Below are 26804 nucleotides of genomic sequence, written 5' to 3'. Positions count from 1 at the left end.
AGGGGCTCGCGTCGGCCGCGAAACAGCGGTCAACGCGAGCCCCTCCACCCTGAGCGAGGTCTCCATGCCCATGATCCGTAGCCAATTCGCGGCCCTGGTGCTGGCCTGCCTGACCGTCGCTGCCGGGACCGCCTGTGAACCGAGCCGGCCCGCGCAGCGGCCCGCAGCGCCAACACCGGCGGCGACCATGAGCCTTCCGTTGGACCGACTGTTCCCGTCCGGGGACGAGGATCTGCTTCTCCAGCGGGCCGAGGCGAAGCTGGTCGTGGCCTGCATGCGCCGGCTCGGCATCTCCTACCGGCCGCCGGAACCGCACCACACGGACCCGGCTGCCACCCGCGACGGGCTGTACGGGCTGGTGGAGCACGACCAGGCGCAGCGCCTCGGTTACCACGCCGCACCCGGCGGTGACGCGGCTGAGGACAAGCCTCCACCGCCTCCGGAAAAGACGGCGCTGGCGCTGACCGGCACCCGGTTCGGCACCGACGGACCGGAGCCGGCCGGCGGCCGGATCCCTGCGGGCGGCTGCCTCGGCGAGGCGACCCGGCACCTCGCCGAGGGCGCGCCACCGGTCGACGAGACGTTCCTGTACGACCTGGCCGTGCGAGCCGGCCAACAGGCAGAGCAGGACACGCGCGTTCAGGCCGCCTTCCGGGCCTGGTCGACGTGCATGGCCGGCAAGGGGTTCACCTACGCCGACCCCTGGCAGGCCAACGACGACCCGAGGTGGAGCACCGACCATCCCAGCGACGTGGAGCGCCGGACCGCGGTGGCCGACGTCGCGTGCAAGGACAGCACGGATCTCGTGACGATCTGGCAAGCGACGATGGTGGAGCACCAGCGGCGCACGATCGCGAGCCGCTCCGCCGACATCGAACGCTACGAGCAGGCCAAGAGCGCCCGGCTCGCCAACGGCCGACGCGTGCTGGCGACGAGGTGAGGCCAGCCGCGACCGGCGGGTAGGTCGGTCAGCGGGTGAGGCCGACCACCGTCGCCAGTCGCGGCACACCGGCCGGCGCCGGCTGCGCGCGGGCAACATCGGCGATCACGGTACGCGCCAGAGGCCGACACCGGACCGCAGCCGGCGCGACGCTGTCCGCGTCGACGAGCGCGCGGGCAGCGCCGCGTCGACGAGCGCGCGGGCAGCGCCGCGCACGTCACCCACCTGGAGGTACGCCCGCGCGACGTCCACCAGATACGCGCCCGGTACTCGGCCGGCAACCGCCGCCACGCCTCCCGCCGATCGCTGCGGCTCGCCCCTGGCCCCACGCCGGTGATCATGAGGTTGACGGCCGGTTCGATCTTCGAAAGGCCCGTCAATCTCATGATCACCGGGGTGCGCTTGGTGGGGGTGATGCGTTCGCGGCGGTTGGGGCCGCGGTTAGGGCTAGGCGTCGCCCGGTTCCCGCACGGCTTCCGGATCTGCCGATGAGCGGATGTCTATGCCTGCGCGCTCTCCGGCGGTTCGACGCGCTGCCGTGCTGGATGGCGACGCTGGCCGTCGGGTAGATCGGCCTGCCGATGGTCTGATCGAAGTGACTCAACGGGACCGGTGCGTTGGTTGTTCGGTATCGCCTGGATGGGAACGGATGTCAGGCGGATCAGGGTGATGCTGTAGGCGACGATCCACACGACCCAGATCAGCCAGCCGACAAGGCCGAGGAGACCGACCGGACCGGGGTCGTCGATGACCAGGGGGCTCAGCACGGCCGAGCCGAACTGGAGTGCGGCGGCCAGCAGGCCGATCCCGCCGTGCCAGCGGCGGATCAGGTCGGCGCGTCGGCCGCTGATGGACAGGCCGGTCATGGCCAGTGCCAAAAAGGTGCCGTTGAAGATGAACAGCGCGTTGTGCAGTGCCCAGAGTCCGGCGATCGTGCCGCTGTCGTGCGTGGTCGTTGACGCGAGCGCGAGCCGGGTGGCCATCACGCCGGTGAAGGTTATGTTCTGCAGGATCACCCCGGCGAATCCAACCAGCGACCAGGCTGTGCCTTGCTCGCGGTCGGTTCGCCACAGCACGGAGACCGCGCCGGCGCCGAACAGGGTGGCCAGCACCCAGGCGATCGGTGCGAGTGCTGACGCGAGGCCGACGGTTCCCTGTTGGGTGGTGAAGAACTGGACAACGTCGTTGGTCTCCGCACCGGTGTGGGGCAGGCCGGCTGGTACCAGGAAGGCGTTGATGGAGATGATCAGGATGGCGAAGCCGAGTCCGGCGAGTCCGGCGATCCGCGGAAACGTCCAGGTGATTCGTTCGACGCGGCGTTTACGTGGCATGTATTCAATATAAGGTGCGGAAACCGAAGGGGGCAAGCCATGACCGCCGAGGCAGGCAGGCGCAGGTACGAGTCGCTGCGCCGGGCGGCGCAAGCGGCAGAGACCAGGGGTGAGATCGCCAGCGCCGCTCGTCGGCTGTTCCTCTCCCGGGGCTGGGCGGCGACCACGGTACGTGACGTGGCGCGGGAGGCAGGGGTCTCGGTGCCGACCGTCTACGCGGTGTACGGGAACAAGACCGGGCTGATCCAAGCCCTGGCCGACGCGGCAGACATCGCCGCGGATCCATCGCAGTCGCTTGCCGAACTGGAAGGGGCCGAGAACGATCCGGTGCGGCAGCTCGCGGCGATGGCCGGCTACGACCGGCGCCTCTTCGAGCGCGCCGGTGACGTCATCACGCTCGTGCGCGAGGCGGGCCGCACCGAGCCCGAGCTGGCGAGCGTCTACCGCGACGGCCGTCAGCGGGGGGACGAAACCAGGATCCAGGTGTTCTCGTCGTGGCCGGGCGGCGCTCTCCGGGAAGGATTGGACATTCCGTCGGCCGTCGATATCTACGCGGCGATCTGCAACATCGACGTCTACACCACACTGACCGACGAACGCGGCTGGCAACCCGATCAAGTCGAACGCTGGTGGACCGAGGCCCTGGCCCGCGAACTCCTGACCTGAAGTGTCATGAGGCGCCTCATGACAGGCCGTCCCGGTACGGAAGATTACGAGGTAGACGACGACCACGAAGGCCACATCACCTCGTCCCACGGGCACCGCATCCAAAGCCAGGCGGGTACTGGCCGCGACTGACCGTCGGCAAGCCGGTCGCACTTGGTTCGATATCCGCTTCTGTAATCCCCTACACCACAACGGATCCCGTCAACTCACTTCACGTGGTCAAGGGGTAAAGCGACACTCACTCAGCCGACCGTGGCGACCGAGAGAGCGACGAGCAGGAAGGCCGCGAGATAGGCCCACGAACGGTATCCCTGAAACCACTCCCAGCGGTTACGGCGCTCTTGCCAGCGCTCCGGAGGGAAATCCTTGTCCCAGCGCAGTGTGGACAGGTTGATCGGCACGTTCACGACCACGGTCGTGACGATGCCCGTGGCCCAGGTCGCGGCCGCAACCCACCGCAACACCTCGGGCAACCCCGCCCCATCAGGGCGGGCCGCGTAGCTGATAGCCAGCACGAGCGAAGCCGTCATCAGCACCGGCATCACAATCCCGAAGGTACGCAGCAGACCCTGCTCGACCAGGATGTGGTCACGCGGCGCCAGACGCTTGACCACCGGATGCACAAATGCATAGGAGCCGAACTCGGCGCACGCCGTGAACCCCAGCACCGCAACGGTGGCGAACATCAGCACGTCCATACCCGGTCCCCTCATCGTGCCGGACTGCACAGTGTCACGCCCCATCGGCGAGCTGCGCCGCAGCATCCGCGACGTGACACCGCACATGAGAAGGCACGGCTGGAGCCGATCGCCGCGATCGCCGGCGCTCACGCCGAGGTGGCCGATCGGCAGCGCACTCGCAGAGGTTATTGATTGATTGATAACATGTCAATCATGGATCAGAAACGAATCTCCTCGTCCCAGCGACGCGCTTCCGTGCTCGCTGCGGCGATCCGGATCTTCGGCAGCAAGGGCTTCGCCGCAACCACCACGGCAGACATCGCCCGCGAGGCCGCCGTGAGCCAGCCCTACGTGGTGTCCCTGTTCGGCAGCAAAGACGCGCTCATCAGAGCCGCGATCGAGCACGCGCTCGACAGAGTGGTCGAGGTGTTCGAGCAGACGATCGACGACGACGCACCTGGCGACCTCGCACCGCGTATCGGAGTCGCCTACCTTCAACTGTTCAAGGAGCAGGGATTGCAACTCTGCCTCGCGCACGCCTTCACCGCCGGCAGCGATCCGGAGATCGGGCCACTCGCCAGAGACGGCTTCCTCCGCGTCTACCGACTGCTCGTCAACCGCGGCGATCTCACACCCGAACAAGCCAGTCAGACCCTCGCCGCCGGCATGATGGCCAACGTCATCCTCGGTCTACGTCTGGCCGACGACTATGACCGTGAACCCGTAATACGCGAACTCCTCTCGGCAACCTACCCGAGCAATGTCGAGCTCCTCAGGACCGTCACCGGTGCCTACGATGGCGTCGCCCCTCTACAAGGTGAGGCCGGCGTCTGATCCGCTGGTGGGGTCAGGTCAACGACGGGACGGTCGGATCGTTGGGCTGCGACTGCAGCGCCCGACGGGGCGCCGCCCGTTGTAGTGACGCCAATGTTCATTGAGCGGGCGCTCACGCTGATCGAGTATCCGGATCTGCCGCGATCCGTGTCCCTCTTCACGCGATTCGCCATCGACGTCACAACGCCACGATCGCCGCAGTCTCCGCCGGCAACTGAATACGGTCCCGCATCACGGTGACCCCCTCCCCCGTAGCCAGCAGCACCCGCCGAGCCACCCCGGGCAGCGAAATCCCCTGCCCCCGCCCAGCCAGGTTCGCCACGACAAGCGTGTCTCCCCGCCGCATCACCAGGAACTGGTCCCCGTGCTGCACAGACACGGCGTTCAACCGAGGATCCGACAGGTCAGGAAGCGACCGCCGCAGAGCGATCAACCGCTGGTAGAACGACAACATCGAAGCGTGCTCAGGCTTGTCCAGTTCGGCCCAGTCCAACCGGGACCGCACGAACGTCTGCGGGTCCTGCGGGTCGGGCACGTCCCCCTCGGGCCACCCGTGCGACGCGAACTCCCGCCGCCGCCCGGTCCGCACCGCAGAGGCCAGCTCCGGCTCCGGGTGCGACGTGAAGAACTGCCACGGCGTGGAAGCAGCCCACTCCTCCCCCATGAACAGCATCGGAGTGAACGGCGCCGTCAGCAGCAACGTGGCCCCAACGCGGAGCAGCGAAGGCGACAGAGATGCCGAGATCCGATCCCCGGTAGCCCGGTTGCCGATCTGGTCGTGGTTCTGGAGGTAGGCGACGAACCGGTGCCCCGGCACCCGGGGATCAACAGGCCGCCCGTGGTGCCGGTTGCGGAAGCTCGACCAGGTCCCGGCATGGAAGAACCCGCCGGTCAGCACGTCCGACAGCGTCTCCAGGGAGCCGAAGTCCCCGTAGTACCCCTGCCGCTCCCCCGTCAGCAACGTGTGCAGCGCGTGGTGCGCGTCGTCGTTCCACTGGGCGTGCAGCCCGAACCCGCCCGCCTCGCGCGGCGTGATGAGCCGCGGGTCGTTGAGGTCGGATTCGGCGATGAGCGACAACGGGCGCCCCAGGTGCGTCGACAGCGACTCGACGGAAACAGCCAACTCTTCCAGGATGGGCACCGCCCGCGAGTCGGGCAGCGCGTGGACGGCGTCCAGGCGCAGCCCGTCGACGTGGTAGTCGCGCAGCCACATGAGCACGCTGTCGATGATGTAGCGGCGTACCTCGTCGGAGTGCGGGCCGTCCAGGTTGATCGAGCGACCCCAACTGTTGCTCTGCTCGGCGAGGTAGGGCCCGAACCGCGGCGCGTAGGCCCCGGAGGGCCCGAAATGGTTGTAGACAACGTCGAGGATCACCCCCAACCCGCGAGCGTGGGCGGCGTCGACGAACCGTTTCAGGCCGTCGGGGCCGCCGTAGGGCTCGTGTGGGGCGTACCAGCAGACGCCGTCGTACCCCCAGTTGTGTTCGCCGTTGAAGGCGTTGACCGGGAGCAACTCGATCAGGTCGACGCCCAGCGACACCAGGTGGTCGAGGCGGTCGATGGCCGCGTCGAAGGTGCCTTCCGGGGTGAAGGTGCCGATGTGCAGCTCGTAGAGGATGCTGCCGGGCAGTTGCCGGCCGGTCCACGCGCTGTCTGACCACGCGAATTCGGCGTGGTCGTAGCGGCGGCTCGGCCCGTGCACCCCCGCAGGCTGCCACGGTGACCGGGGGTCGGGCAGTGGGGTTTCGTCGTCGTTCAGCAGAAAGGAGTAGTCGACGCCGGCGTCGGGCACGTCGACCCGCCACCAGCCGTCGGCGGCGGCGCGCATCTCGTGGTCGGTGTCGCCGGCCAGGCGCAGCCGCACCCGGGTGGCGTCCGGTGCCCAGACGGAGAATTCGGTCATGAAACGGCCTCCTCGGCAGCGGTGGGAGGAGCCAGCAGAGCGACGGGGTAATCGGCCAGAAGAGTGTCCAGCGGCGTCTCCCCGCCACTGTAGACCCGGCCGGTGAACAGGTCCTTCATCTCGTGAACGGGAAGTGACAAGGCTGTGTCACACCACCCACCGGCGCGGGCCAGGCCCAGCGGCAGCCGGGTCGCCACGGCGATCACGCCGCCCCGGTCGAACGCCACCACGTGCCGGCCCACCCGCCCGTGCGCGGGCACCGGCCGGTAGGTGGTGAACAGCTCCGGGTGCGCCCGCCGCAACCGCAGGGTCCGCGACACGACGAGCAGCTTCGCCGCTCCGTCGGTGTCGATCGGGGGACGCCAGCCGCCGTCGATGCGTGCCAGCAACTCTCGGCGTACGTCGAAGTCGACCGAGCGGCGGTTGTCCGGGTCGACGAGGGAGTTGTCCCACAGCTCGGTGCCCTGGTAGGTGTCCGGCACCCCGGGCATGGTGAGTTGGATCAGCTTCTGCCCGAGCGAGTTGCACCAGCCGGCCGGGGTGATCGCGGCGGCGAGTTCGGTCAGCTCGTCGTGCAGGCTCGGGTCGTCGTACATCTGGTTGACCACCGTGTGCACTGCCTGCTCGAAGACCGGGTCGGGGTCCGCCCAGCTGGTCGACGCTCCGGCCTCCCGGGCGGCCTTCTCGACGTACGCGTGCAGCCGTTCCCGCTCGATCGGCCACGCGCCGACGGCGGTCTGCCAGAGCAGGTGGGCGAAGGCCGGGTCGGGCAGCGGCGCGTACTCCATCCAGGCCTTGACCTGCTCGGCCCAGCGGCCCGGCAGTTCGCTGAGCACGGCGAGCCGGGCGCGGACGTCCTCGCCGCGTTTGGTGTCGTGGGTGGAGAGGGTGGTCATGCTGGCGGGCCAGCGGACCTGGCGGGCGCCGGCGAAGCGGTGGAACTCCGCCGGCGGCACCCCGAAGTGGGAGGGGTCGTCGCCGACCTCGTTGAGCGCCACGAACCGGGTCCAGCGGTAGAACGCGGTGTCCTCCACGCCCTTGGCCATCACCGCGCCGGTGAGCTGCGGGAACCGCATGCCCAGCTCGTCGTCGGGGTTGCGCAGTCGGCGGGTGACCGCGTCCAGGGCACCGGCCAGGTCGGGGCGACGGCGGCCGGCCTCGGAGCGGGCGGCGGCGAGGTGCCGGGCACCGTGCGGCGGGTAGCCCCGGTAGACGGCGAACGCGGCGGCCAGCTCGGCGAGCGCCGCGCGGGCCTGCTCGGTGGGCACCTCGGGGGCGAGGGCGGCCAGCCGGGTCAGCTCGGCGGCGAGCAGTTGGGTGGCGGCGGCCAGCTTGGTGGTGTGGGTCAGGTCCTCCCAGGAGGTGTGCTGCCCGGTGAGGCGGTTGTCCAGCGCGGTGAAGTCACCCTCGGCGTCGGTGTCGACGAAGAGCCCGCCGACCGCGGCCAGGGCGTCGTAGCCGGTGGTGCCGTCCACCGGCCAGTCCGGCAGTTCCTCGCCGTACTCCAGGATCTTCTCCACCACGAGCCACGCGTCGGGCGCGGCGGCCCGCAACCGGGCCAGGTAGCCGGCCGGGTCGCGCAGGCCGTCCGGGTGGTCGACGCGGATGCCGTCGACCTCCCCGGCGGCGGCCCAGCGCAGGATCAGCTCGTGGGTGGCGGCGAAGACCGCCGGGTCCTCCACCCGCAGACCCGCCAGGCCCGCGATGGCGAAGAACCGGCGGTACGTCAGCTCGGCGTCACCGCGCCGCCACGAGACCAGCTCGTAGTGCTGCCGGTCGTGCACCTCCCGGGCGCTGCCGTCGCCGGTGCCGTCGGCGATCGGGAAGCGGTGCTCGTGGTAGCGCAGCTCCCCGTCGACCACCTTGAGGTCGTCCAGGGCGGCCGGGTCGTCACCCAGCACCGGCAGCAGCAGCCGGCCCCGGTCCCAGTCGATGTCGAACCAGTCGGCGTACGCCGAGTCGCGCCCCCGGCGCAGCACGTCCCACCAGGCGGGGTTGGCGGCCGGGACGGCGACCCCGGCGTGGTTGGGCACGATGTCGACGACCAGGCCGAGCTGCTTGTCGCGCAGGGCGGACAGCAGCCGCTGCCGGGCGGCCTCCCCGCCCAGCTCCGGGTTGACGGCCCGGTGGTCGACCACGTCGTAGCCGTGCTGTGAGCCGGGGGTGGCGGTCAGCAGCGGGGCGCTGTAGAGGTGGCTGACGCCGAGGTCGTCCAGGTAGTCGACGATCGCGGCGGTGGCGTCCAGGTCGAAGCCGGGGCGGACCTGGACCCGGTAGGTGGCAGTGGGAGGGGTGGCCGTCATGTCAGATCGTCCTCTCCAGCACGACGAGGGAGCGGTCCGGCACCCGGATGGTGCCGCCCGCACTGATCACCGTGGCGTCGTCCGGCTCGGGTTCGGCGGTGCTGATCACCCGTTCCCACTTCTGGCCGTACTCGCTGCCGGGCATGACGAAGTCCAGCGACGCGTCGTGGGCGTTGAAGCAGAGCAGGAACGACGCGTCGTGGTGCTTCTGGCCGTACTGGCCGCGCTCGCGGATGCCCTCGCCGTTGACGAAGAGCGCCACCGAGCGGCCGAAGTCGTTGCCCCAGTCCTCGCCGGTCATCTCCCGCCCGTCCGGCGTGTACCAGGCCAGGTCGGGCAGCGGCTCGTCGATGCCGCGCCCGTTCACCGGCAGCCCGGTGAAGAACCGGCGGCGACGGAACACCTGGTGTCGTTTACGGAACGCGGTGAGCGTGCGGACGAAGTCCAGCAGTTGCTCGTCGGCGTTGTCCCAGTCGACCCAGGCCAGCTCGCTGTCCTGGCAGTAGACGTTGTTGTTGCCGCGCTGGGTGCGGCCCAGCTCGTCGCCGTGGCCGATCATCGGCACGCCCTGCGACAGCATCAGGGTGGCCAGGAAGTTGCGCCGCTGCTTGGCCCGCAGCGCGAGGACCGCCTCGTCGTCGGTGTCGCCCTCGACGCCGCAGTTCCAGGAGCGGTTGTGGCTCTCGCCGTCGCGGTTCTCCTCGCCGTTGGCCTCGTTGTGCTTGTCGTTGTAGGACACCAGGTCGTTGAGGGTGAACCCGTCGTGCACGGTGACGAAGTTGATGCTGTGGAACGGTCGGCGGCCGTCGTCCTGGTAGAGGTCGGCGGAGCCGGAGATCCGGGAGGCGAACTCGGCGAGGGTGGCCGGCTCGCCGCGCCAGAAGTCGCGCACCGTGTCGCGGTACTTGCCGTTCCACTCCGTCCACAGCGGCGGGAAGTTGCCCACCTGGTAGCCGCCGGGGCCGACGTCCCACGGTTCGGCGATCAGCTTCACCCGACTGACCACCGGGTCCTGCTGCACCACCTCGAAGAAGGTGGAGAGCCGGTCCACCTCGTAGAACTCCCGGGCCAGGGTGGCCGCCAGGTCGAACCGGAAGCCGTCGACGTGCATCTCGGTCACCCAGTAACGCAACGAATCCATGATCAGTTGCAGCGAGTGCGGGCTGCGCACGTTGAGGCTGTTGCCGGTGCCGGTGTAGTCGACGAAGTAGCGGCGGTCCTCCTCGCTGAGCCGGTAGTAGCTCGGGGCGTCCACGCCCTTGAAGCTCAGCGCCGGCCCGAGGTGGTTGCCTTCGGCGGTGTGGTTGTAGACCACGTCGAGGATGACCTCGATCCCGGCCGCGTGCAGGGCCTTCACCATGCCCCGGAACTCCTGCACCTGCTGGCCGAGCCGGCCCAGCGCCGAGTAGCCGTGGTGCGGGGCGAAGAAACCGATGGTGTTGTAGCCCCAGTAGTTGCGCAGCCCCAGGTCGACGAGGCGGTTGTCGTGGATGAACTGGTGCACCGGCATCAGCTCGATCGCGGTCACTCCGAGCCGGGTCAGGTAGTCGATCATCGGCGGGGAGGCGATGCCCGCATACGTGCCGCGCAGTTCCTCCGGGATGTCCGGGTGGCGCATGGTCAGCCCGCGCACGTGCGCCTCGTAGATCACGGAGTGGTGGTAAGGGGTGCGCGGCGGCTTGTCGTTGCCCCAGTCGAAGTACGGGTTGACCACCACCGACTTTGGCATGAACGGCGCCGAGTCGGTCTCCGACATCCGCTCCGGCTCGTCCAGGTCGTAGTCGTAGACCGCCGGGTCCCACTCCACGTCACCGTCGATGGCCTTCGCGTACGGGTCGATCAGCAGCTTGTGCGGGTTGCAGCGCAGCCCGTTGGCCTGGTCGTACGGGCCGTGCACCCGGTAGCCGTAGCGCTGGCCCGGCTCGATGCCCGGCAGGTACGCGTGCCACACGTAGGCGTCGACCTCGCGCAGCTCGACGCGGCGCTCCGCGCCGGTGTCCCACTCGTCGAAGAGGCACAGCTCGATCCGCTCGGCCACCTCGGAGAAGATGGCGAAGTTGGTGCCCATCCCGTCGTAGGTGGCGCCCAGGGGGTACCGCTCGCCCGGCCAGACCTGCATGTCGCTCCTTAGACCATGGTTATGTGCGCACCGGCCGAGATCGCCCGCGCGCACGCAGGTAGTGCCCCCGGCCCGGGCGCGCCAATCCATCCTTTCAGGCGATGGGCGGAAACCGCCCGTCTGATGCGCGCTACACCGATCGGGTGTCCTCCGTCACGATGACCCTTTTCGAGATGCGTTCTTGGGTCCGATGGACTTTCCTTGACCGAGGGCAAGCGTTCGCGCGTGCCCACCAGGCCCTCGGCCACTCCTTACACCTCTCGCTCCGCCGCCACTGACGCCGGCGCGCACCACCATGCATGGACGGAGATTGATGTGACCCTGCGGGTCGACGAGCAGCTCGCTGCGACCAAGGACCGGGCCCACCGGCCCACCCTGACCTCCCGGCCCCCCGCGCAGTCCGGTCCCACCGCGCAGCCCGGCACGCCCGTGCCGGCGCAGTCCGGCCCCGGGGTGCCCCCGCAGACCCGCCGCATCCTCATGCTGTCCTGGGAGTACCCGCCGGTGCTCGTCGGCGGTCTCGGCCGACACGTGCACGCCCTCTCCGTCGCCCTCGCCGCCGCCGGCCACGAGGTCACCGTCGTCACCCGCCACAGCGACGGCGCACCCCTCGAGGAGTACGCCGAAGGCGTGCGCATCCTGCGCGCCCCCGAGGACCCGGTCACCTTCCCCCTCGCCACCGGCTCGCTGCTGGCCTGGACCATGGCCTTCAACCACACCCTCACCCGCACCGCCCTGCGCGCCACCCAGGCCGGCTCCTACGACGTCATCCACGCCCACGACTGGCTCGTCGCGCACACCGCGATGACGTTGCGCGACCACCTGGACATCCCGCTGGTCAGCACGATCCACGCCACCGAGGCCGGTCGGCACCAGGGCTGGCTGCCGGAGGAGATGAACCGCACCATCCACGGCGTCGAGCACTGGCTCAGCAGCGAGTCCAATCGGGTGATCGTCTGCTCCGGGTACATGCGCGACGAGGTGAACGCGCTCTTCGGCGTACCGGCCGGGCGGGTCGACGTGGTCGCCAACGGCGTGGAACCGCACCGCTGGCGGGTGCCCGCGCGTGCCGTGGCCGCCGCCCGCGCCCGCTTCGCCGGTAACGGCCCGCTGGTCACCTTCGCCGGCCGCCTGGTGTACGAGAAGGGCGTCCAGCACCTGATCGCCGCGCTCCCCCGGCTGCGCGAGCGGCACCCCGGGCTGCGTGCCGTGATCGCCGGCGACGGCCCGTACCGCGCCGAGTTGGAGGCCGAGGTGCACCGCCGCGGCCTGGGCGGCATGGTCACCATGCCGGGCTTCCTGGGCGGCACCGACCTGCCGGCGCTGATGGCCGCGTCCGACTGCTTCGCCGTGCCGAGCATCTACGAGCCGTTCGGCATGGTGGCCCTGGAAGGCGCCGCGGCCGGCGCTCCGCTGGCCGTCGCCGCCACCGGTGGCCTGGGCGAGATCGTCGAGCCGGGCGTCACCGGGATGACCTTCCGCCCGCACGACCCGGACAGCCTGACCGATGCCGTGGACGCGCTGCTGTCGGACCCCGACCGTTCCCGCGTCATGGCCCGCCGCGCCCGCCGGATGGTCCACGACCAGTACGGGTGGGCCGCGATCGCCCAGCGCACCGCCGCCAGCTACGCCGCCGCCATCCACCACGACGCCGCGTTCACGGCCGAGCGCGCCGAGCACCGGATGTCGCAGGGTCGGGCCCTTCCGGCGCTGCCCGAGGGCAACCTGCTCGCCGCCGCCGGCCTGCGCTGACCCTCGCCGTTCGGCCCGTTTGCGGTTGATCGACTCGGCTTTCTTGAAATCGGGGGTCCCGGCGCTGGGCAACCCCGACTTCCGGAAAGCCGAGTCGATCATGCCGTACCGAGCGCGCCGCACCGCTGAGTTTCGGACCATCGAGCCGGGGCGCGCAGCTCGGCGCCGGTCGGCCGGGACTGTCAGAATGTGCGGATGTCTCGTCCTGTCGACGCCCTGGATGCCAGCTTTCCGATCGCCGCCTCGATCGCGCTGGACCTGATCCGACGCCCCGAGGTGACCGAGCAGTGGTCGAGCCCGAGCGCCCTGCCGCACCTGTCGGTGGGTGGCCTGGCGTGCCACCTGGGACGTCAGGCGGTCCGCGCTGCCGAACTGCTGCCGATGCCGACCGACCTACCGACGTTGGATTCGGCAGACAACCACTACGAGCAGGCCCCCTGGGTCAGCGAGGGCACCCCGGACGAGAAGTCGGTCGCCGAGAGCAACGACGAGGCGGACGCGGCACGCGGGCCGGCCGACCTGCACACCCGTTCCGCCCAGGCGCTGACGGAGGTCAGCGACCTGCTCTCCCGGGGTGCCGCCCGTGACGTCGTGCCGATCCCGTGGCAGGGCTGGTCGCTGCGGCGCGGCGAGTTCCTGCTCACCCGTCAGCTGGAGATCGTGGTCCACTCCGACGACCTCGCGGTGAGCGTCGGCGTGCCCACGCCGGAGTTCCCGGCGGACGTCTTCGACCCCGTACGCGACCTGCTGGTCCGCCTGGCCGTGCGTCGCAACGGCCAGTCCGCGCTGATCAGCACGCTGAGTCGCAGCGAGCGGGCCCGGACCATCTCCGCCTTCTGACCGCCCGCCTCGTCGCCGACCACCCGTCGCCCGGATCCGCCCGGTGCCCGGGGCTCGGTGCCCGGGCCTACTCCCGGCATCACGCCAAGTGGCGATCACGCTGGGCGGTCGGTTGGATCAGCTCAGGAAACCCGAGTCGATCACGCCGGCCACGGGGCGGCTCGGAGCGCGGAAACGCGGCAGGCCGCCGACCCGGAGGGGTCGACGGCCTGCCGGCGTAGCGAGGAGCGGGTCAGCGCTCGCCGAAGGGGACGTAGTCCCGCTCGGCGGAGCCGACGTAGACCTGCCGCGGACGGCCGATCTTGGTCTCCGGGTCGCTGATCATCTCGCGCCACTGGGCGATCCAGCCGGGGAGCCGGCCCAGCGCGAAGAGCACGGTGAACATCTTGGTCGGGAAACCCATGGCCTTGTAGATCAGGCCGGTGTAGAAGTCCACGTTCGGGTAGAGCCGACGGGAGACGAAGAAGTCGTCGGCGAGGGCGATCTCCTCCAGCTCCATGGCGATGTCCAGCAGCGGGTCCGGCTTGGCCATCCGGCCCAGCACGTCCTGCGCGGCCTTCTTGACGATCGCCGCCCGCGGGTCGTAGTTCTTGTAGACCCGGTGGCCGAAGCCCATCAGCTTGACGCCGTCCTGCTTGTCCTTGACCTTGCGGACGAAGGACCGGACGTCGCCGTCGCCGGCGTGGATCTGCTGGAGCATCTCCAGCACCGCCTGGTTCGCGCCACCGTGCAGGGGGCCGAACAGCGCGTTCACGCCGGCCGAGACCGAGGCGAACAGGTTGGCGTTGCTGGAGCCGACCAGGCGGACGGTCGACGTGGAGCAGTTCTGCTCGTGGTCGGCGTGCAGGACGAAGAGCATGTCCAGCACCTTCGACATCACCGGGTCGACCTCGTACGGCTCCGCCGGCACGCCGAACGTCATCCGCAGCAGGTTGTCCACGTACCCCAGCGAGTTGTCCGGGTACAGCAGCGGCTGACCGATGGACTTCTTGTACGCGTACGACGCGATGGTGGGGACCTTCGCCATCAGCCGGACCGTGGAGATCTCCACGTGCTCGGAGTCGAACGGGTCCAGGCTGTCCTGGTAGAAGGTGGACAGGGCGCTCACCGCGGACGAGAGCACCGCCATCGGGTGGGCGTCCCGGGGGAAGCCGTCGAAGAAGCGGCGCATCTCCTCGTGCAGCAGCGAGTGTCGCCGAATCCACTCGGTGAACTCGGTCAGCTGCTGCTCGGTCGGCAGCTCACCGTAGATGAGCAGATAGGAGACCTCCAGGAAGGAGGACTTCTCGGCCAGCTGCTCGATCGGGTACCCCCGGTAACGCAGGATGCCCGCGTCGCCGTCGATGTAGGTGATCGCGGATGAGGCAGCGGCGGTGTTGACGAAACCGGGGTCGTACGTGGTCATCCCGGTTTCCTTCAGCAGCTTGCTCACCCCGATACCGGCGGGGCCCTCGACCGCAGGATGCACCGGCATCGACAGCTGCCCACCGGGGTGATCGAGCTTGACTTCCGTCATGTGGTTCCTCGCTTCGCCGGCAGATCTACGTTGAATTGCCTTCGCTTCTACCGTAATTGCGGCTCGGGGGACAACGCCCGCCGTGGTTCGGCGGTGAGGTATGCGTCACCCGATTCCCGACCGGGCGGCCGGGAAACCCGGTATCCCGCCAGACGGGACCGGACCGCACCGACAGTGGGAAGCCAGACCTGACGGCTCCGGGAGCCGGGCCGGACCGACTCCCGAGCCAGGCTGGACCGGCCCCGGAAGCCAGGTCACGACAGGGTTAGGCGTCGCAGCGTACCGTCCGTCGCGACCTGGAAGACGTCGAGCTGGTTGGTGCCGGCGTGGAACAGCTTGTCGTCGGCGAGCAGCGCGGCGAACCGGCGTCCGCCGGGGTCGGCCGGCACCACCGGGACGACGGCCCCGATGCGGCCGTTGACGGCGACGGCGAGCAGGGTGCCGTCCGGGATCCGGTCCGGGACGTCGCCCCAGACCAGCGCCGGGAGGGTGCCGGTGTCCGGGTCCGTGGCGGTGAACGCCGCCAGGTCGGCGACCCGGGCGCTGCCGGCGGCCGGGCCGGCGCGTACCTCGGTGCCGACCAGGGGGTGGGGCGTCGGCAGGGGTGGCGGGGCGGGCACGCCACCGGGAAAGGTGACCGGTTCGCCGGGGCGGTCGTAGAAGTGCTTCGTACCGTCGGTGCGGGGGGCCTGCCGGGCGGAGCGCCCGTCGACCCGCCAGGGCAGGCGGACGCCCGCCTCGTCGGCCACGGTCGGCAGCAGGTCGACGTGTTCCCAGTTGCGGTCGTCCACCCGGCCGGCCTGCTGCCGGGGTTCCTTGACGAACGTCGGCACCCAGGCAACCTCGCCGGCGGCGGCCTTGATGGCGTCCATGCCCCGGCCCTGCGCGCCGGCGCGGAAGCTGACCCCGTGGTCGGCGGTCACCACGACGAGGGCCTGGTCGTAGAGGCCGTTGGCGCGCAGCGTCCGCAGCGTCTCACCGATCAGCCGGTCGGTGTAGCCGAGTTGGGCGAGGTGCCGCTGCCGGGCCAGGTCGACCCATCCGGCGCCGTCGTTGGGCAGATCTTCGGGGGCGTCGTAGCGCGCCCCGGACGGCAGGTACGCCCACGGTGAGTGCGGCATCAGCAGGTGCAGGAAGTGCAGGGTGGGCCGGGTCGTCGGCTTCAGCCCGGCGAGGAAACTGGTGAACCGGGCCGGTTGGTTGTCGTCGAGGCTGTCCCAGCGGAACTTCGGGTCGGCCGGCACCGGTTCGGCGGCGTCCAGGCCGGCTTCGGCGCGGGTCTGCTCGCGGTAGGAGTCCTCCGGGTCGACAGCGCTCTCGGTCGGCCCGGCGACCCCGCCGAGCAGCTTGCCGGTCTCCCGGACCAGCACGCCGAGCCCCTGCTCCGGAGTCACGGGCTGCTCGCAGCGACTGGGCGGGCAGAGCCGGGTGATGCTCTCCTCGGCGCGGATGTCGTACAGGCCGCCGAAGGCGGTGAAGATGTTGTCCGGGTACTGCGAGTAGTGCGGGGCGACCGGCTTGGCCGGGTAGCGGCCGGTGAGCATCGCCGGCAGCGCGTTGGGCGTCCACCCGCTGACCCCGGTGGAGTTGCGGTACCAGGTGGAGCCGCCGGCCAGCTCGGCGAAGTGCGGGTACCGCCCGGCGTCGATCTTCCCGTCCGCGCCGAGCAGGCTGACCAGTGGCAGCTCGTCGAGGATCAGCATGACCACCGGCGGGTGCACGCCCGAGCCCTGCGCGGTGCCGGCCGCACCGCCGTCGCCGCGCGGCAGGACCACCGCCGAGGTGGGCGAGGCGAGCAGGAAGAGCGCCACGAAGGCCACCGGCCCGGCGGCGGCCAGTCGTAGCACCTGGCCCGGCGCCCGCCACCGCCGGTGCGCGGCCGCGCCGGCGGCTCCGACCAGCACGGCCACCAGCAGCAGCGGTACGCCCCGAAGTGGCGTGACGTGTCGGCCCACCTGCACGGCGAGGGCGGCGACCAGCAGCCCGACCAGCCCGGTGTGGGTGAGGGCACGGGCGGTTCGGCCGGCCAGTCGGCTGAGCGCGCCGAGCAGCACCACCGCAGCCGTCGGGAGCACCGTCACCATTGCGAGCAGCAGCAGGATTTGGGCCGGGTCGGCGCGGTGGAAGAGGAAGAAGTCGGGGCTGCGGCCGAGCACGTCCAGCAGTGGCTGGGTGACCACGAGACCGACCAGCGCGACGATTTCCAGCAGCCGACCCAGCTCGCCTCGCCAGCCCCGGTCCCACCGTCCGGGGGCCGGCGGCGGCCGGTGGTGCGGGGCCGGCGGGTCGACGGAGGCCGGTTCAGCCACCCATCACCGTCCGGTAGAGCGTGCGGGTACCCGAGGGCAGTTCCAGCCGGTCGGTGATCCGCCCTCGGGCGGCGAGCAACGTCTCGAAGGTGTCGCGTCGGTAGTCCGGGAAGAGACCCGCGGGCTTGTTGGCCAGCAGCCGGGTCGCCATCGGGTCCTCCGGGTGGACGAACTCCACCACCAGCGCGCCGCCCGGCGCGGTCAGCCCGGCCAGCCAGTCGATGACCTCTGGCAGCGGTACGTTGCGCCCGATCGCCAGGTGGTGCACCACGGCCAGGGCGAGCACCACGTCGGCGGACGCCCGCTCGGCGAAGCCGGCCCGCTCGACGCCCCGCCAGCCGCCGCCCGGCGAGGGGTCGGCCAGGTCCAGCACCAGCGGCAGGATGCGGCGCTGCCCCTCGGAGCGCAGCTGTCGGTACAGCTCGTCGACGACTGTGGGGTCCTGCTCGACGGCGACCACGTAGTCGGCGTGCCCGGCTGCCAGCCGGGAGTACCGGCCGTCGTTGGCGCCGAGGTCGAGCACCAGTCGGGGGCGGGTGCCGGCGGCGACCGCCGCGGCCACGAACTGCTCCTTCGCCACCCGGTCGCGGGCCGAGTAGCCGCAGGTGCGTTGGTAGTCCGACCAGTGGCTCTCGGACGGGCGGCGGTCCAGCTTGCGGACCAGTTTCTCGATGCCGCGTACGGTGGCGAGCAGCAGCTCCCGGGAGAAGCCGGCGGCCCGCAGTTGGTCGCGTACCTCGGTGGTGCTGGCGGCGGCGTTGCGTTGCTGCATGGCCCCGTGCAGGTGCAGGTGGGTCAGCACGCCGGGGCGCAGCCGGCGGGCGCCGTTGAACAGTGGCCGTAGCTCGTCGGCCTCGATGCCGTCGACCCGGGCGCGCAGCCACGGTTGGAAGTCGACGCCCAGGTGGGCGGTGAGCATCAGCGGGTAGAGCACGGTCTGGCAGAACTGCCGGTAGCCGGCCCACGGTTCGCCGTCGCGGGCCGGCTCGAAGGAGCCGATGTCGATGAAGACCGGTTGGGCGCCGCGCCACTGGAGGTTGTACGCCGAGCCGTCCTTCGTGGTGAAACCCTCGCCGAGCGCGGCGGTCAGGATCTCCAGGTGCAGCAGTGCGGCGTCGCGCAGCATGCTGAACGACCACTCGTACGGGTGGGAGACGAACGGGATGCGCTCGTGGCGCAGGACTGCCGCCCACGGTGTTCCGGTCGCGGCCGGCACCAGGGTGGGCGGGGCGTCCTCGGTGGCGCAGACCTTGCGCGCGGCGACGAGAGCCGGGAAGAACGTGCTGCCGGTCAGTGCCCGCCAGTGCTCGGCGGCCTGGAGGTCCAGGCCGCGCAGCACCTCGTCGCCAACGTGGAAGACCCGGTTGGCGGGGTCGCGGAAGGAGGCCGGTTCGGGCCGTACCTCGGTGGGTGAGATCGCCATCGTCGGGGCTGGCCCGCTCAGCGCTGGTCGGTGGGTTGCCGGCGGAACCGGTCGACCAGCCGTCGCCAGTAGAGTTTCGCGGCGACCGCGGCGCCAGCCACCCCACCGACGACCGCCTGCACGATCAGGCTGCCGGACCCCGCGTCCAGGTAGGCCAGATGTTCCACCGATCGCTCCTTGCCCTCGCCGCCTCGACACCGGCGTCCCAGGCGTACACCGATGAGGCTTTTAACCCAGAAAGCCGGACTTGTCCATCACCGTACGCCGCTCGTCGTCGCTGTCGCGGGCACATCGGCGTACTCCCAGCCGCACCACAGAATGCGGCCGGGACGGCCGGCCGCGCCGGTACGCTGCGGACGTGCGCTGGATGATCGTGGACGCGCCGCTGGACTCCTCCGGAGCCGGCCGCGGCGAGGAGCGGGCCCCGGCCGCGCTGCGCCGCGCCGGCCTGCGCGAGGCCCTCGCCGCCGATGACGACGGACAGATCGACGAGGCGCGGTTACGCGACCCGAACCGCGACCCGGCCAGTGGGGTGATCGGCGCGGCGGGCCTGGCGCGGGCCGGCGGCGCCATCGCCGCGCGGATCGGCGCGTTGATCGCGGACGGCCACCGACCACTTGTGCTCGGTGGCGACTGCGCGATCCTGCCCGGCATCTGCCGGGCCCTGCCCCCGGCGACCGACCTGTGGTTCGTCGACGCCCACCCGGACTTCCTCGACGGCGCGACCTCACCGACCGGTGAGGCCGCCGACATGGACCTCTCGGTGGTCACCGGGTACGGCCCCGCCGCTGCCGTCGGCACCGACGGCGGCGCGCTGATCGAGCCGAGCCACGTCCATCTGCTCGGGCACCGCCCGGCCACCGACGAGAGCAGCCGGGTCGAGGCGGCCAGGATCGATCCGGCGATCCGGCAGGTCAACGCCGCCGAGTTGCTACGCCGAGGCGCGGCGACGGTCGGCGCGGGTCTGGCCGGCGACGGCGACGGGCCGGCCTGGCTGCACCTCGACCTGGACGTGGTTGACCCGCGCGACCTGCCCGCGGTGACCTATCCCGAACCGGACGGGCCCCGCTGGGCGGATCTGATCGCGCTGGTCACACCGTTGGCCCGCGCCGACCGGCTGCTCGGGATGAGCGTGACCGACCTGAACACCGACGAGGACCCCGACGGCCGGCACACCCGACGCGTCGTCGAGGTCCTCACCGAGATGCTGGTCGGCTGACCGGCACCGGTGCGCCGTGCGCCGACTAGGCGTCGGCTGTGGGATTCGGCAGCCGGACGGTGAACACTGTCCGACCGGGACGGCTCTGCACCCCGACCGTGCCGTGGTGGGCCTCCACCACTGCCGCCACGATCGCGAGGCCGAGGCCGGTGCTGCCGTGCGCGCGGGATCGGGAACTGTCGCCCCGGGCGAACCGCTCGAACATCTCCGGTTGCAGCTCCACCGGCACCCCCGGCCCGTCGTCGGCGACGGTGAGCACGGCGCTGGCGGCGTCGACGGCCAGTGTGGTGGTGACAGTGCTGCCGGGCGGGGTGTGCACCCGGGCGTTGGTGAGCAGGTTCGCGACCACCTGGTGCAGCCGGGCGGCGTCGCCCGGCACCCGGATCGCCACCTCGGGCAGTTCGAGCTGCCAGCGGTGTTCGGGACCGGCGACGTGCGCGTCACTGACCGCGTCCACCACCAGGGCGGTCAGGTCAACCGGTTCGACAGCGAGCGGCCGGCCGGTGTCGAGGCGGGCCAGCAGCAGCAGGTCGTCGACGAGGCTGGTCATCCGGGTGCTCTCCGACTCCACCCGGCGCAGCGCGTGCGCCACGTCGGCGGGAACCTCGTCACGGCCCCGCCGGGCCACCTCGGCGTAGCCACGGATCGCCGCGAGAGGCGTCCGCAGCTCGTGGCTGGCGTCGGCGACGAACTGGCGTACCCGTGTCTCGCTGGCCTGCCGGGCGGAGAGCGCGTCGGCGACGTGGCCCAGCATCCGGTTCAGCGCCGCGCCGACCTGACCGACCTCGGTGCGCGGGTCGGTGTCGGCGGCCGGGACCCGGACGGCGAGCGCCACCTCCCCCCGGTCCAGGGGCAGCTCGGTGACGCGGGTGGCGGTGGCGGCCACCCGGTTGAGCGGTCGCAGGGTCGCCCGCACGATCAGCGCGCCCGCCACACCGGCGAGCAGCAGCCCGACCGCGGCCACCCCGGCCTGCGCGGCGACCAGCGCCCAGACGGTCTCCTGGACGCCGGAGAGGGGGATCGCGACGACGCGTACGCGGCCGTCCCAGTACTGGCGGGCCACGGCCCGGTAGTCACCGCGATCGCCGAGGTCGACGGTTCGCGGTCTGGCGTCGACCGGTAGGTCCGCCAGCACGGCGACCTCACCCACCGGGACGGGCTGCTCGTCGGGGAACGGATCGGCGCTGGAGGCGCTGTTGGTCAGGGTCCGGGCGCTGGCCACCCGGCCGTCGGTGATCTCGGCGACCACCGCGCCGGACGGCAACCCGCGCGGGATGCCCGGTCCGTTGCCGGGAAACGCCGGCCGTCCCGGTCGGTCGCCCCGCATGGCCGTCGCGGGGGCCAACTGGGCGTCGAGCCGGTCGATCAGGAAGTGCCGCAGCGCCACCGTGGTCAGGCCACCGATGGCGACGCTGACCAACGCCAGCAGCGCGAGCAGGGCGAACACCAGGCGGGTACGCAGGGAGCGCCCGGCCAGCCAGCCGCGGGCGGCACGCAGTGGGCGACGCCTACTCGGCGGGTTTGAGGACATAACCCGCGCCGCGCAGCGTGTGGATCATCGGCGCGCGGCCGGCGTCGATCTTCTTACGCAGGTACGAGATGTACAGCTCCACCACGTTGGCCTGGCCGCCGAAGTCGTAGTTCCACACCCGGTCGAGGATCTGCGCCTTGCTGAGCACCCGGCGCGGGTTGCGCATCAGGTAACGAAGAAGCTCGAACTCGGTCGCGGTGAGGGTGACGAGCTGCCCGGCCCGCCGGACCTCGTGGCTGTCCTCGTCGAGGCTGAGGTCACCGACGGTCAGCACCGCGTCCTCCCGGGCGGCGATCGCCAGCCCGGAGCGGCGCAGCAGCGCGCGCAGCCGGGCGATCACCTCCTCCAGGCTGAACGGTTTGGTGACATAGTCGTCGCCGCCGACGGTCAACCCGGCGATGCGCTCCTCGACCGCGTCACGGGCGGTCAGGAAGAGCACCGGCACGGTGGGGGCGTGCTCGCGCAGCCGGCGCAGCACCTGGAAGCCGTCCAGGTCGGGCAGCATCACGTCGAGCACCACGGCGTCCGGCTGGAACTGTCGGGCGGTGCCCAACGCCGCCATGCCGTTGCCGGCGGTGCGGACCTGCCAACCCTCGTAGCGCAGGGCCATCGACAGCAGGTCGGTGAGCGTGGGTTCGTCGTCGACCACCAGCACCCGGACGGGTTCACCGTCGGGGCGACGCAGCTCGATCCGGCTCGGCGCGGCCTGCCCGTTCGTGACCATGGGCCCCATGGTGGCCGCCACGCCTGTGCCGCGCCCCTGCGGAAGCTGTGCGCGAGCTGTGCGGCCGGGCCGACGCGACGCCGGCGACACCACCGGTCAGCCCCGCCTCGTGGTCACTCGGACACCCCGTACGCGTCGGTGCGCACGAACCGCATGCTCCAGCCGCCGGCCTCGTCGGGCCGGTCGCGCTCGTAGAGGTGGTCGGGGCCGGGCTGCACCGAACCCGTCCCGTCCGGGTGCCGCATGATCCAACGCTGGGGCGGGGCGCCGTCCGACCCGGCCGGCAGCAGCCGGACCAGGCCGTCCGCGGGCCCACCGACGAAGCGTACGGTGACCTCGCTCATCGCGGCGCCCCCTCGGGTGACCGTGCCGGCACAATCGGTGACACCGGCTCTGGCTCGCAAGCTACCGCACCCACCGCCGTGGCGCAGCGAGGTGCGCGGGGCCGTCCGCCCCGAATCGGGCTCCGGTTTGCCCAGCTCGGCGCTCGGGTACCGGCACCTCAGCACCCGCCGTCGGCGGGGCGGGGACGAGGAGCGGGTCGATGCGGATGCTGGACGGGCGGTACCGGCTCGAACAGCGCATCGGTGTGGGCGGGATGTCCGAGGTGTGGCGGGCCTACGACCAGGTGCTGGACCGGCCGGTCGCGGTGAAGCTCCTCTCGCCGGGGGGTGACGATCGGGACGGCCCGGTGGACCGGATCCGGGCGGAGGCTCGGTCGGCTGCCCGGCTGGAACACCCCAACGTGGCCAGCGTGCACGACTTCGGCACCTCCTCGACGTGGCCCGGCCGACCGGTGCCCTACATCGTCATGGAGCTGGCCGAGGGCGAGACGCTCGCCGTGCACCTGCGCGCCGGGCCGCTGGACTGGCGGATCGCGGTGCGGGTCTGCGCGGAGGTCGCGGCCGCGCTGGCCGCCGCGCATGCCGAGGGCATCGTGCACCGGGACATCAAGCCGGCCAACGTCATGCTCACCCCGGTCGGGGTGAAGGTGCTCGACTTCGGCATCGCCATCGCCGCCGGCGCACCCGACCCGATGCCGACCGGGATGGTGCTGGGCACCCCGGCGTACCTGGCGCCCGAACAGCTGGACGAGGCGCCCGCCACCCCCGCCGCGGACATGTACGCCCTCGGTGTGCTCCTCTACTACAGCCTCACCGCCCGCCTGCCCTACCGCGCGGCGACCGCCAGCGAACTGCTGCTCGTCCGCCGCCGTCGGCCACCGGAGCCGCTGCCCGACATCGCCGGGCTCCCGCCGGAGGTCGCCGAGCTGTGCCGTTCCTGCCTCGCCGACGACCCCGAGCAGCGTCCGACCAGCCTGGTCGCCGCGCTGCTGCTGGCCGAGGCGGTGGACGCCCGGGTGTACGTGCCGATGACGATCCCGACGACCCGCCGGACGGCCCCGACGTCGCCGTGGACCGAACGGGCCGCCGCGGAGGCCACCGAGGCGGTGGCGCTGGTGGACGAGCCGAACCTGCCCGCCGGGCGCTGACCGGACGAACCGCGGCGTTTCGCCGGGCGGCGAAGGGGTAGCCGGCCTGGTGAGCGACGGGAGAAACGCGATGCCGGATCAGAGTTCCTGGCTGCGTGAGGCCACAGCGACCGCCGAGGGCGGTCACGTACGCACCGACGATGGCGGGCTCTCCACCGCGCTGGCCTCACCGCTGGCGCCGCACTGCACCGGGTTGACCCCGGAACAGTTGCTGGCCGCGGCCTTCGCCTCCTGCCTGCATCACGCGGCGGTGGAGGTGGCCGGGGAGATCACCGACGAGGCGCACACCGTGCAGGTCCGGGCAGAGGCGAAGCTGGGGCGGGACAACGACGGCCGGTACCGGGCCGACGTCCACGCGGAGATTTCCTCAGCCGGACTGAGCCGAGACCAACTGGCCGACCTGGTCGAGTACGCCGACCGGCTCTGGCCGTTCTCCAGCGGCGACGCCAGCCGACACCGCCTGACCGTCACCCCGGCCGAGAACGGCCGACACTGACGCGTGGCACCGCCCGACGGTTTGTCAGTACGGGGCACCGTGGCTGTTCGGTGGATTGGGCATCGGGCGTTCGGATGACCGCCGGACAGGGCGGCGGGCTCGACCGGCGGACCAACGGCGAGACCGCATTCACCCGGCAAGTCGGGAATAACCGTCTGGAGTGATCCGCGAGGTTGATCTACTTCGCACGCGTTCTGCCCCATAAAGTCGGCATGATCAGGGCAAATTGTGGCGCATGCCACCGTACGGGCTGATGGCATCGGGCATTCAGCTCTTTAGCCTCGTCAGGTGCATCCCGACGACCCCTCCGCCCAGAAGCTGACCGACGCGCGCCCGAGCACCCCCTCGGACGACGCCGCATCAACCGAACGGACGATCGGCCGTCACCGCGCTCCCGAACCGTCGCGGCGCGCCCTGCTGGGCTCGACGCCGGTGCGGGTGGCGCTGGCCACCGGTGTCACCTGCTGCCTCAGCCTCGTCGCGGTCGCCACCGCGCGAGGCAACGACGACACCCCCCGTACGGTCGAGCCGCTCGCCGAGGCGGTGGCCGACCGCGCCGCCATCGCCGACGAGCGCGCCTCCCGGTCACTGGATCGCGACGCCGCCCCCGCCCGGATCCTGCCCAGCCCGACGGCGAAGCCAACGCCCACTCCCACCGCCGTCCGCAAGGCGCCCAAGAAGCCGGTCAAGCCCCGCCGCCCCCGGCCGGTCGCCGGCCTCGACCAGGCACAGATGGACAACGCGAAGATCATCGTGGACGTCGGCCTGGAGATGAAGATGCCGCGCCGCGCCCTGGTGGTGGCACTGTCCACCGCCATGCAGGAGAGCAACCTCTACAACCTGGCCAGCGACGTCCTCCCGGAGTCGGCGGAGTACCCGAACCAGGGCAGCGGCTCCGACCACGACTCGGTCGGGCTGTTCCAGCAGCGGCCCAGTAGCGGCTGGGGCACGGTGGCCCAGCTGATGCGCCCGTCGTACGCCGCGCGGGCCTTCTACACGGCGCTCAACGAGATCCCCGGCTGGCAGGACATGAGCGTCACCGCCGCCGCCCAGGCCGTGCAGATCTCCGCATACCCGGACGCGTACGCCCAGCACGAGGACCGGGCGACCACCGTCGCGGCGGCGCTCACCGCCTGAGCCGGGCACCCACGCCCGCGCGTCTCAGCGACGACCCGGCGGTGGCTCCGCGCCCGCGTCCGGGCTCCCGACCCCGACCCGGCTGCCCGCCACCCCGGCGGCTGCGGTGGGGGTGTCGGCGGGCACCTGTTCGACCGTCACCTGGCTGAGGATCTCGTCCACCCGCACCTCGCGCCGTCGGCGAGCGTCCAGCGCCGCCTCGAAGTCACGTCGGGCCTGCACGGCCTCCGCGTACACCCGCTCCCGCACCCGCCGTGCCTCCTCGCGGGCCTCGTCCAGCTCGGCGCGGGCCTGGGCCAGAAGGTCGGCGGCCTCGCGCCGCACCGCGTCACCGGCGTACCGGCGGGCGGCGACGTCGGCCAGGTCGAGTCGTTGCAGGAGCCCACTGAGCCAGGCTGCCTCCTGGCGGATCTCGTCCCACTCCCGGGCCTCCCCGGCCGCGCCCTCGGCCCGCGCCGCGAGCCGGGACAGCCGGATCCCCAACTCGTCCAGGCAGTAATCCACCTGTCGCTGGTCGTAACCGGTGTCAACGACGGAGAACCTCATACTGTCGCCCCCCAGGCAGCTGCTGTTACTTCCCCACCTGGATCCTCGGCCGCGACCGCTCGCGCCGAGGGGGTTCGGGAAAAATGTTCAGCATGCGCGCAGGTGGCGCGGGCCTCAGACGCGCTTGGGCAGCACCACGACCCGGCCGAAGAACTCGTCGATGCGGCGAACCACGTCGTTGAAGTCGTCCAGGTCGATCGGCTTGGTGACGTACGCGTTGGCCTGCAACGTGTAGCTGCCGACGATGTCGGTGTCGGCGTTGGAGGTGGTCAGCACGACGATCGGGATGGTCCGCAGGTCCTCGTCCTGCTTGACCGCCCCGAGCACCTGGCGACCGTCCATCCGCGGCATGTTCAGATCCAACAGAATCACGTCCGGTCTGTGGGCCTGCTCGTGCCGGCCCTCGGCGCGGAGAAACTCCATCGCCTCCTCGCCGTCACTCACCACGTCGATGATCTTGTCGACGTCGGAGTCCGCCAGTGCCTCCTCGATCATCAGCACGTCACCCGGATCGTCGTCGACCACCAGGATGCGTACCGGCTGCGGGCTGTCTGCGCCCATCACTACCTGCCTCGAAGTCGGCGGAGACGGGACCCTGACGGTCACCGCGTTGGCGGGGAAATGCTGGCGGGGAAATCTAGCCCATCAGGAAGCACTGCGGAACGCGGGGTCGACCGGCTCCGGTTCGTAGCGCAACACGTCGGCGAGGCCGGTCACCCGCAGCACCCGCTCGACCCGTCCCTGGGCGCCGGTGAGCCGGAGCCAACCCCCGTCGGCCGCCGCCTGATTGTCGCCCCGGACGAACACGGCCATCCCGGTGGAGTCGCAGAACGTGAGGTCGGTCAGGTCGAGCAGCACCCGGGTCTCGCCCGCCGCGGTGAGCTGGTTGATCGCGGCGGTCAGCTCGGGGGCGGTGCTCAGGTCCAGCTCGCCCACGAGCCGCAGGCAGGCGCCACCACCGTCGCGCTCGACGTAGTTGACGCTGAACGTCACCGTTCTCCCCCTCGCTCCACCCTCGGGTGGGACGTTTGCAGTCCGGCAAG

General features: G+C 71.3%; 25 protein-coding genes. 9 read left to right on the top strand and 16 right to left on the bottom strand.

Translation table 11 applies throughout. The annotated features are described in order from the left end of the window. Positions 1–70 precede the first annotated feature (70 nt). On the top strand, positions 71–940 hold the full coding sequence (locus tag ABTW72_RS27385) for a hypothetical protein (RefSeq protein WP_350863315.1): 870 nt from the start codon (positions 71–73) through the stop codon (positions 938–940). 105 nt (positions 941–1045) lie between these two features. Here ABTW72_RS27385 and ABTW72_RS27380 read toward each other — a convergent pair whose 3' ends face one another. Beyond that, entirely contained in the window at positions 1046–1231 is a 186-nt protein-coding gene (locus tag ABTW72_RS27380; RefSeq protein WP_350863313.1) for a hypothetical protein, read from the bottom strand. Between the two features lie 209 nt (positions 1232–1440). After that, complete coding sequence (locus ABTW72_RS27375; protein ID WP_350863311.1) at positions 1441–2271, bottom strand: hypothetical protein; 831 nt, start codon at positions 2269–2271, stop codon at positions 1441–1443. Positions 2272–2310: 39 nt separating this feature from the next. Between ABTW72_RS27375 and ABTW72_RS27370 the strand changes: the two genes are divergently transcribed. Next, positions 2311–2937, top strand: a complete 627-nt coding sequence (locus ABTW72_RS27370; protein ID WP_350863308.1) for a TetR/AcrR family transcriptional regulator — start codon at positions 2311–2313, stop codon at positions 2935–2937. Between the two features lie 242 nt (positions 2938–3179). Here ABTW72_RS27370 and ABTW72_RS27365 read toward each other — a convergent pair whose 3' ends face one another. Next, the gene (locus tag ABTW72_RS27365) at positions 3180–3635 is read right to left on the bottom strand and encodes an anthrone oxygenase family protein (protein WP_196926089.1); all 456 of its coding nucleotides are present in this window, start codon (positions 3633–3635) and stop codon (positions 3180–3182) included. Positions 3636–3830: 195 nt separating this feature from the next. Between ABTW72_RS27365 and ABTW72_RS27360 the strand changes: the two genes are divergently transcribed. Next, positions 3831–4451, top strand: coding sequence for a TetR/AcrR family transcriptional regulator (locus tag ABTW72_RS27360; RefSeq protein ID WP_350863305.1), 621 nt, complete (start codon positions 3831–3833; stop codon positions 4449–4451). Between the two features lie 178 nt (positions 4452–4629). Here the strand turns inward: ABTW72_RS27360 and treZ are convergent, their stop codons facing one another. The 3 genes from treZ to glgX are packed head-to-tail and all read right to left on the bottom strand — an operon-like array spanning position 4630 to position 10776. Continuing rightward, positions 4630–6354, bottom strand: a complete 1725-nt coding sequence (treZ, locus tag ABTW72_RS27355) for a malto-oligosyltrehalose trehalohydrolase (protein WP_350863302.1) — start codon at positions 6352–6354, stop codon at positions 4630–4632. Further along, a complete protein-coding gene (gene treY, locus ABTW72_RS27350) occupies positions 6351–8657 on the bottom strand; it encodes a malto-oligosyltrehalose synthase (protein WP_350863300.1) in 2307 nt (768 codons plus the stop codon). The genes treZ and treY overlap by 4 nt, the downstream gene beginning before the upstream one ends. A gap of 1 nt (position 8658) precedes the next feature. Then, positions 8659–10776 carry a glycogen debranching protein GlgX gene (gene glgX, locus ABTW72_RS27345; RefSeq protein WP_350863297.1) on the bottom strand — a complete coding sequence of 706 codons (2118 nt, stop codon included), beginning with the start codon at positions 10774–10776 and terminating at the stop codon, positions 8659–8661. A gap of 480 nt (positions 10777–11256) precedes the next feature. On the opposite strand from glgX, the gene ABTW72_RS27340 reads away from it, so the two are divergent. Together ABTW72_RS27340 and ABTW72_RS27335 are read left to right on the top strand one after the other, a co-directional pair. Beyond that, positions 11257–12528: a glycosyltransferase family 4 protein gene (locus tag ABTW72_RS27340; protein WP_350863668.1), complete on the top strand. Its 1272-nt coding sequence runs from the start codon at positions 11257–11259 to the stop codon at positions 12526–12528. 195 nt (positions 12529–12723) lie between these two features. After that, entirely contained in the window at positions 12724–13368 is a 645-nt protein-coding gene (locus ABTW72_RS27335) for a maleylpyruvate isomerase N-terminal domain-containing protein (protein WP_350863294.1), read from the top strand. 232 nt (positions 13369–13600) lie between these two features. On the opposite strand, the gene ABTW72_RS27330 is transcribed toward ABTW72_RS27335, so the two are convergent. From ABTW72_RS27330 to ABTW72_RS27315, 4 genes are all read right to left on the bottom strand, one after another. Next, positions 13601–14884: a citrate synthase gene (locus tag ABTW72_RS27330; RefSeq protein WP_091408199.1), complete on the bottom strand. Its 1284-nt coding sequence runs from the start codon at positions 14882–14884 to the stop codon at positions 13601–13603. Positions 14885–15138: 254 nt separating this feature from the next. Then, positions 15139–17193, bottom strand: coding sequence for a sulfatase-like hydrolase/transferase (locus ABTW72_RS27325; RefSeq protein ID WP_350863292.1), 2055 nt, complete (start codon positions 17191–17193; stop codon positions 15139–15141). Beyond that, positions 17186–18616, bottom strand: a complete 1431-nt coding sequence (locus tag ABTW72_RS27320; RefSeq protein WP_350863289.1) for a class I SAM-dependent methyltransferase — start codon at positions 18614–18616, stop codon at positions 17186–17188. The genes ABTW72_RS27325 and ABTW72_RS27320 overlap by 8 nt, the downstream gene beginning before the upstream one ends. Positions 18617–18633: 17 nt before the next feature. Then, positions 18634–18783, bottom strand: a complete 150-nt coding sequence (locus tag ABTW72_RS27315; RefSeq protein WP_165947858.1) for a hypothetical protein — start codon at positions 18781–18783, stop codon at positions 18634–18636. 200 nt (positions 18784–18983) lie between these two features. Between ABTW72_RS27315 and ABTW72_RS27310 the strand changes: the two genes are divergently transcribed. Next, the gene (locus ABTW72_RS27310) at positions 18984–19835 is read left to right on the top strand and encodes an arginase family protein (protein ID WP_350863665.1); all 852 of its coding nucleotides are present in this window, start codon (positions 18984–18986) and stop codon (positions 19833–19835) included. A 25-nt stretch (positions 19836–19860) separates the two neighbouring features. On the opposite strand, the gene ABTW72_RS27305 is transcribed toward ABTW72_RS27310, so the two are convergent. The 3 genes from ABTW72_RS27305 to ABTW72_RS27295 form a co-directional block, all read right to left on the bottom strand. Next, positions 19861–21366, bottom strand: a complete 1506-nt coding sequence (locus ABTW72_RS27305) for a sensor histidine kinase (RefSeq protein ID WP_502892252.1) — start codon at positions 21364–21366, stop codon at positions 19861–19863. After that, a complete protein-coding gene (locus ABTW72_RS27300) occupies positions 21344–22090 on the bottom strand; it encodes a response regulator transcription factor (RefSeq protein WP_350863286.1) in 747 nt (248 codons plus the stop codon). Before ABTW72_RS27300 ends, ABTW72_RS27305 begins: the two co-directional genes overlap by 23 nt. Before the next feature lie 113 nt (positions 22091–22203). Further along, entirely contained in the window at positions 22204–22434 is a 231-nt protein-coding gene (locus tag ABTW72_RS27295; RefSeq protein ID WP_112587606.1) for a DUF8847 domain-containing protein, read from the bottom strand. 200 nt (positions 22435–22634) lie between these two features. Between ABTW72_RS27295 and ABTW72_RS27290 the strand changes: the two genes are divergently transcribed. From ABTW72_RS27290 to ABTW72_RS27280, 3 genes are all read left to right on the top strand, one after another. Beyond that, on the top strand, positions 22635–23582 hold the full coding sequence (locus ABTW72_RS27290; RefSeq protein ID WP_350863283.1) for a serine/threonine-protein kinase: 948 nt from the start codon (positions 22635–22637) through the stop codon (positions 23580–23582). A gap of 70 nt (positions 23583–23652) precedes the next feature. Then, on the top strand, positions 23653–24078 hold the full coding sequence (locus ABTW72_RS27285; RefSeq protein WP_030332593.1) for an OsmC family protein: 426 nt from the start codon (positions 23653–23655) through the stop codon (positions 24076–24078). 288 nt (positions 24079–24366) lie between these two features. Beyond that, a complete protein-coding gene (locus ABTW72_RS27280) occupies positions 24367–25215 on the top strand; it encodes a hypothetical protein (protein ID WP_350863280.1) in 849 nt (282 codons plus the stop codon). 24 nt (positions 25216–25239) lie between these two features. Here ABTW72_RS27280 and ABTW72_RS27275 read toward each other — a convergent pair whose 3' ends face one another. The 3 genes from ABTW72_RS27275 to ABTW72_RS27265 form a co-directional block, all read right to left on the bottom strand. Continuing rightward, positions 25240–25761, bottom strand: a complete 522-nt coding sequence (locus tag ABTW72_RS27275; RefSeq protein WP_350863277.1) for an ATPase — start codon at positions 25759–25761, stop codon at positions 25240–25242. 114 nt (positions 25762–25875) lie between these two features. Beyond that, positions 25876–26322 (bottom strand): response regulator, encoded by a 447-nt coding sequence (locus ABTW72_RS27270; protein WP_350863275.1) that lies wholly within the window; start codon positions 26320–26322, stop codon positions 25876–25878. An 84-nt stretch (positions 26323–26406) separates the two neighbouring features. Next, entirely contained in the window at positions 26407–26754 is a 348-nt protein-coding gene (locus ABTW72_RS27265; RefSeq protein ID WP_350863272.1) for an STAS domain-containing protein, read from the bottom strand. Between the last annotated feature and the right edge of the window lie 50 nt (positions 26755–26804).

The sequence above is a fragment of the Micromonospora sp. NPDC127501 genome (assembly GCF_040302185.1).
GTDB lineage: Bacteria > Actinomycetota > Actinomycetes > Mycobacteriales > Micromonosporaceae > Micromonospora.
Note: the sequence above shows the minus strand (reverse complement) of the source record. Positions and strands in the feature narration are given on the sequence as shown.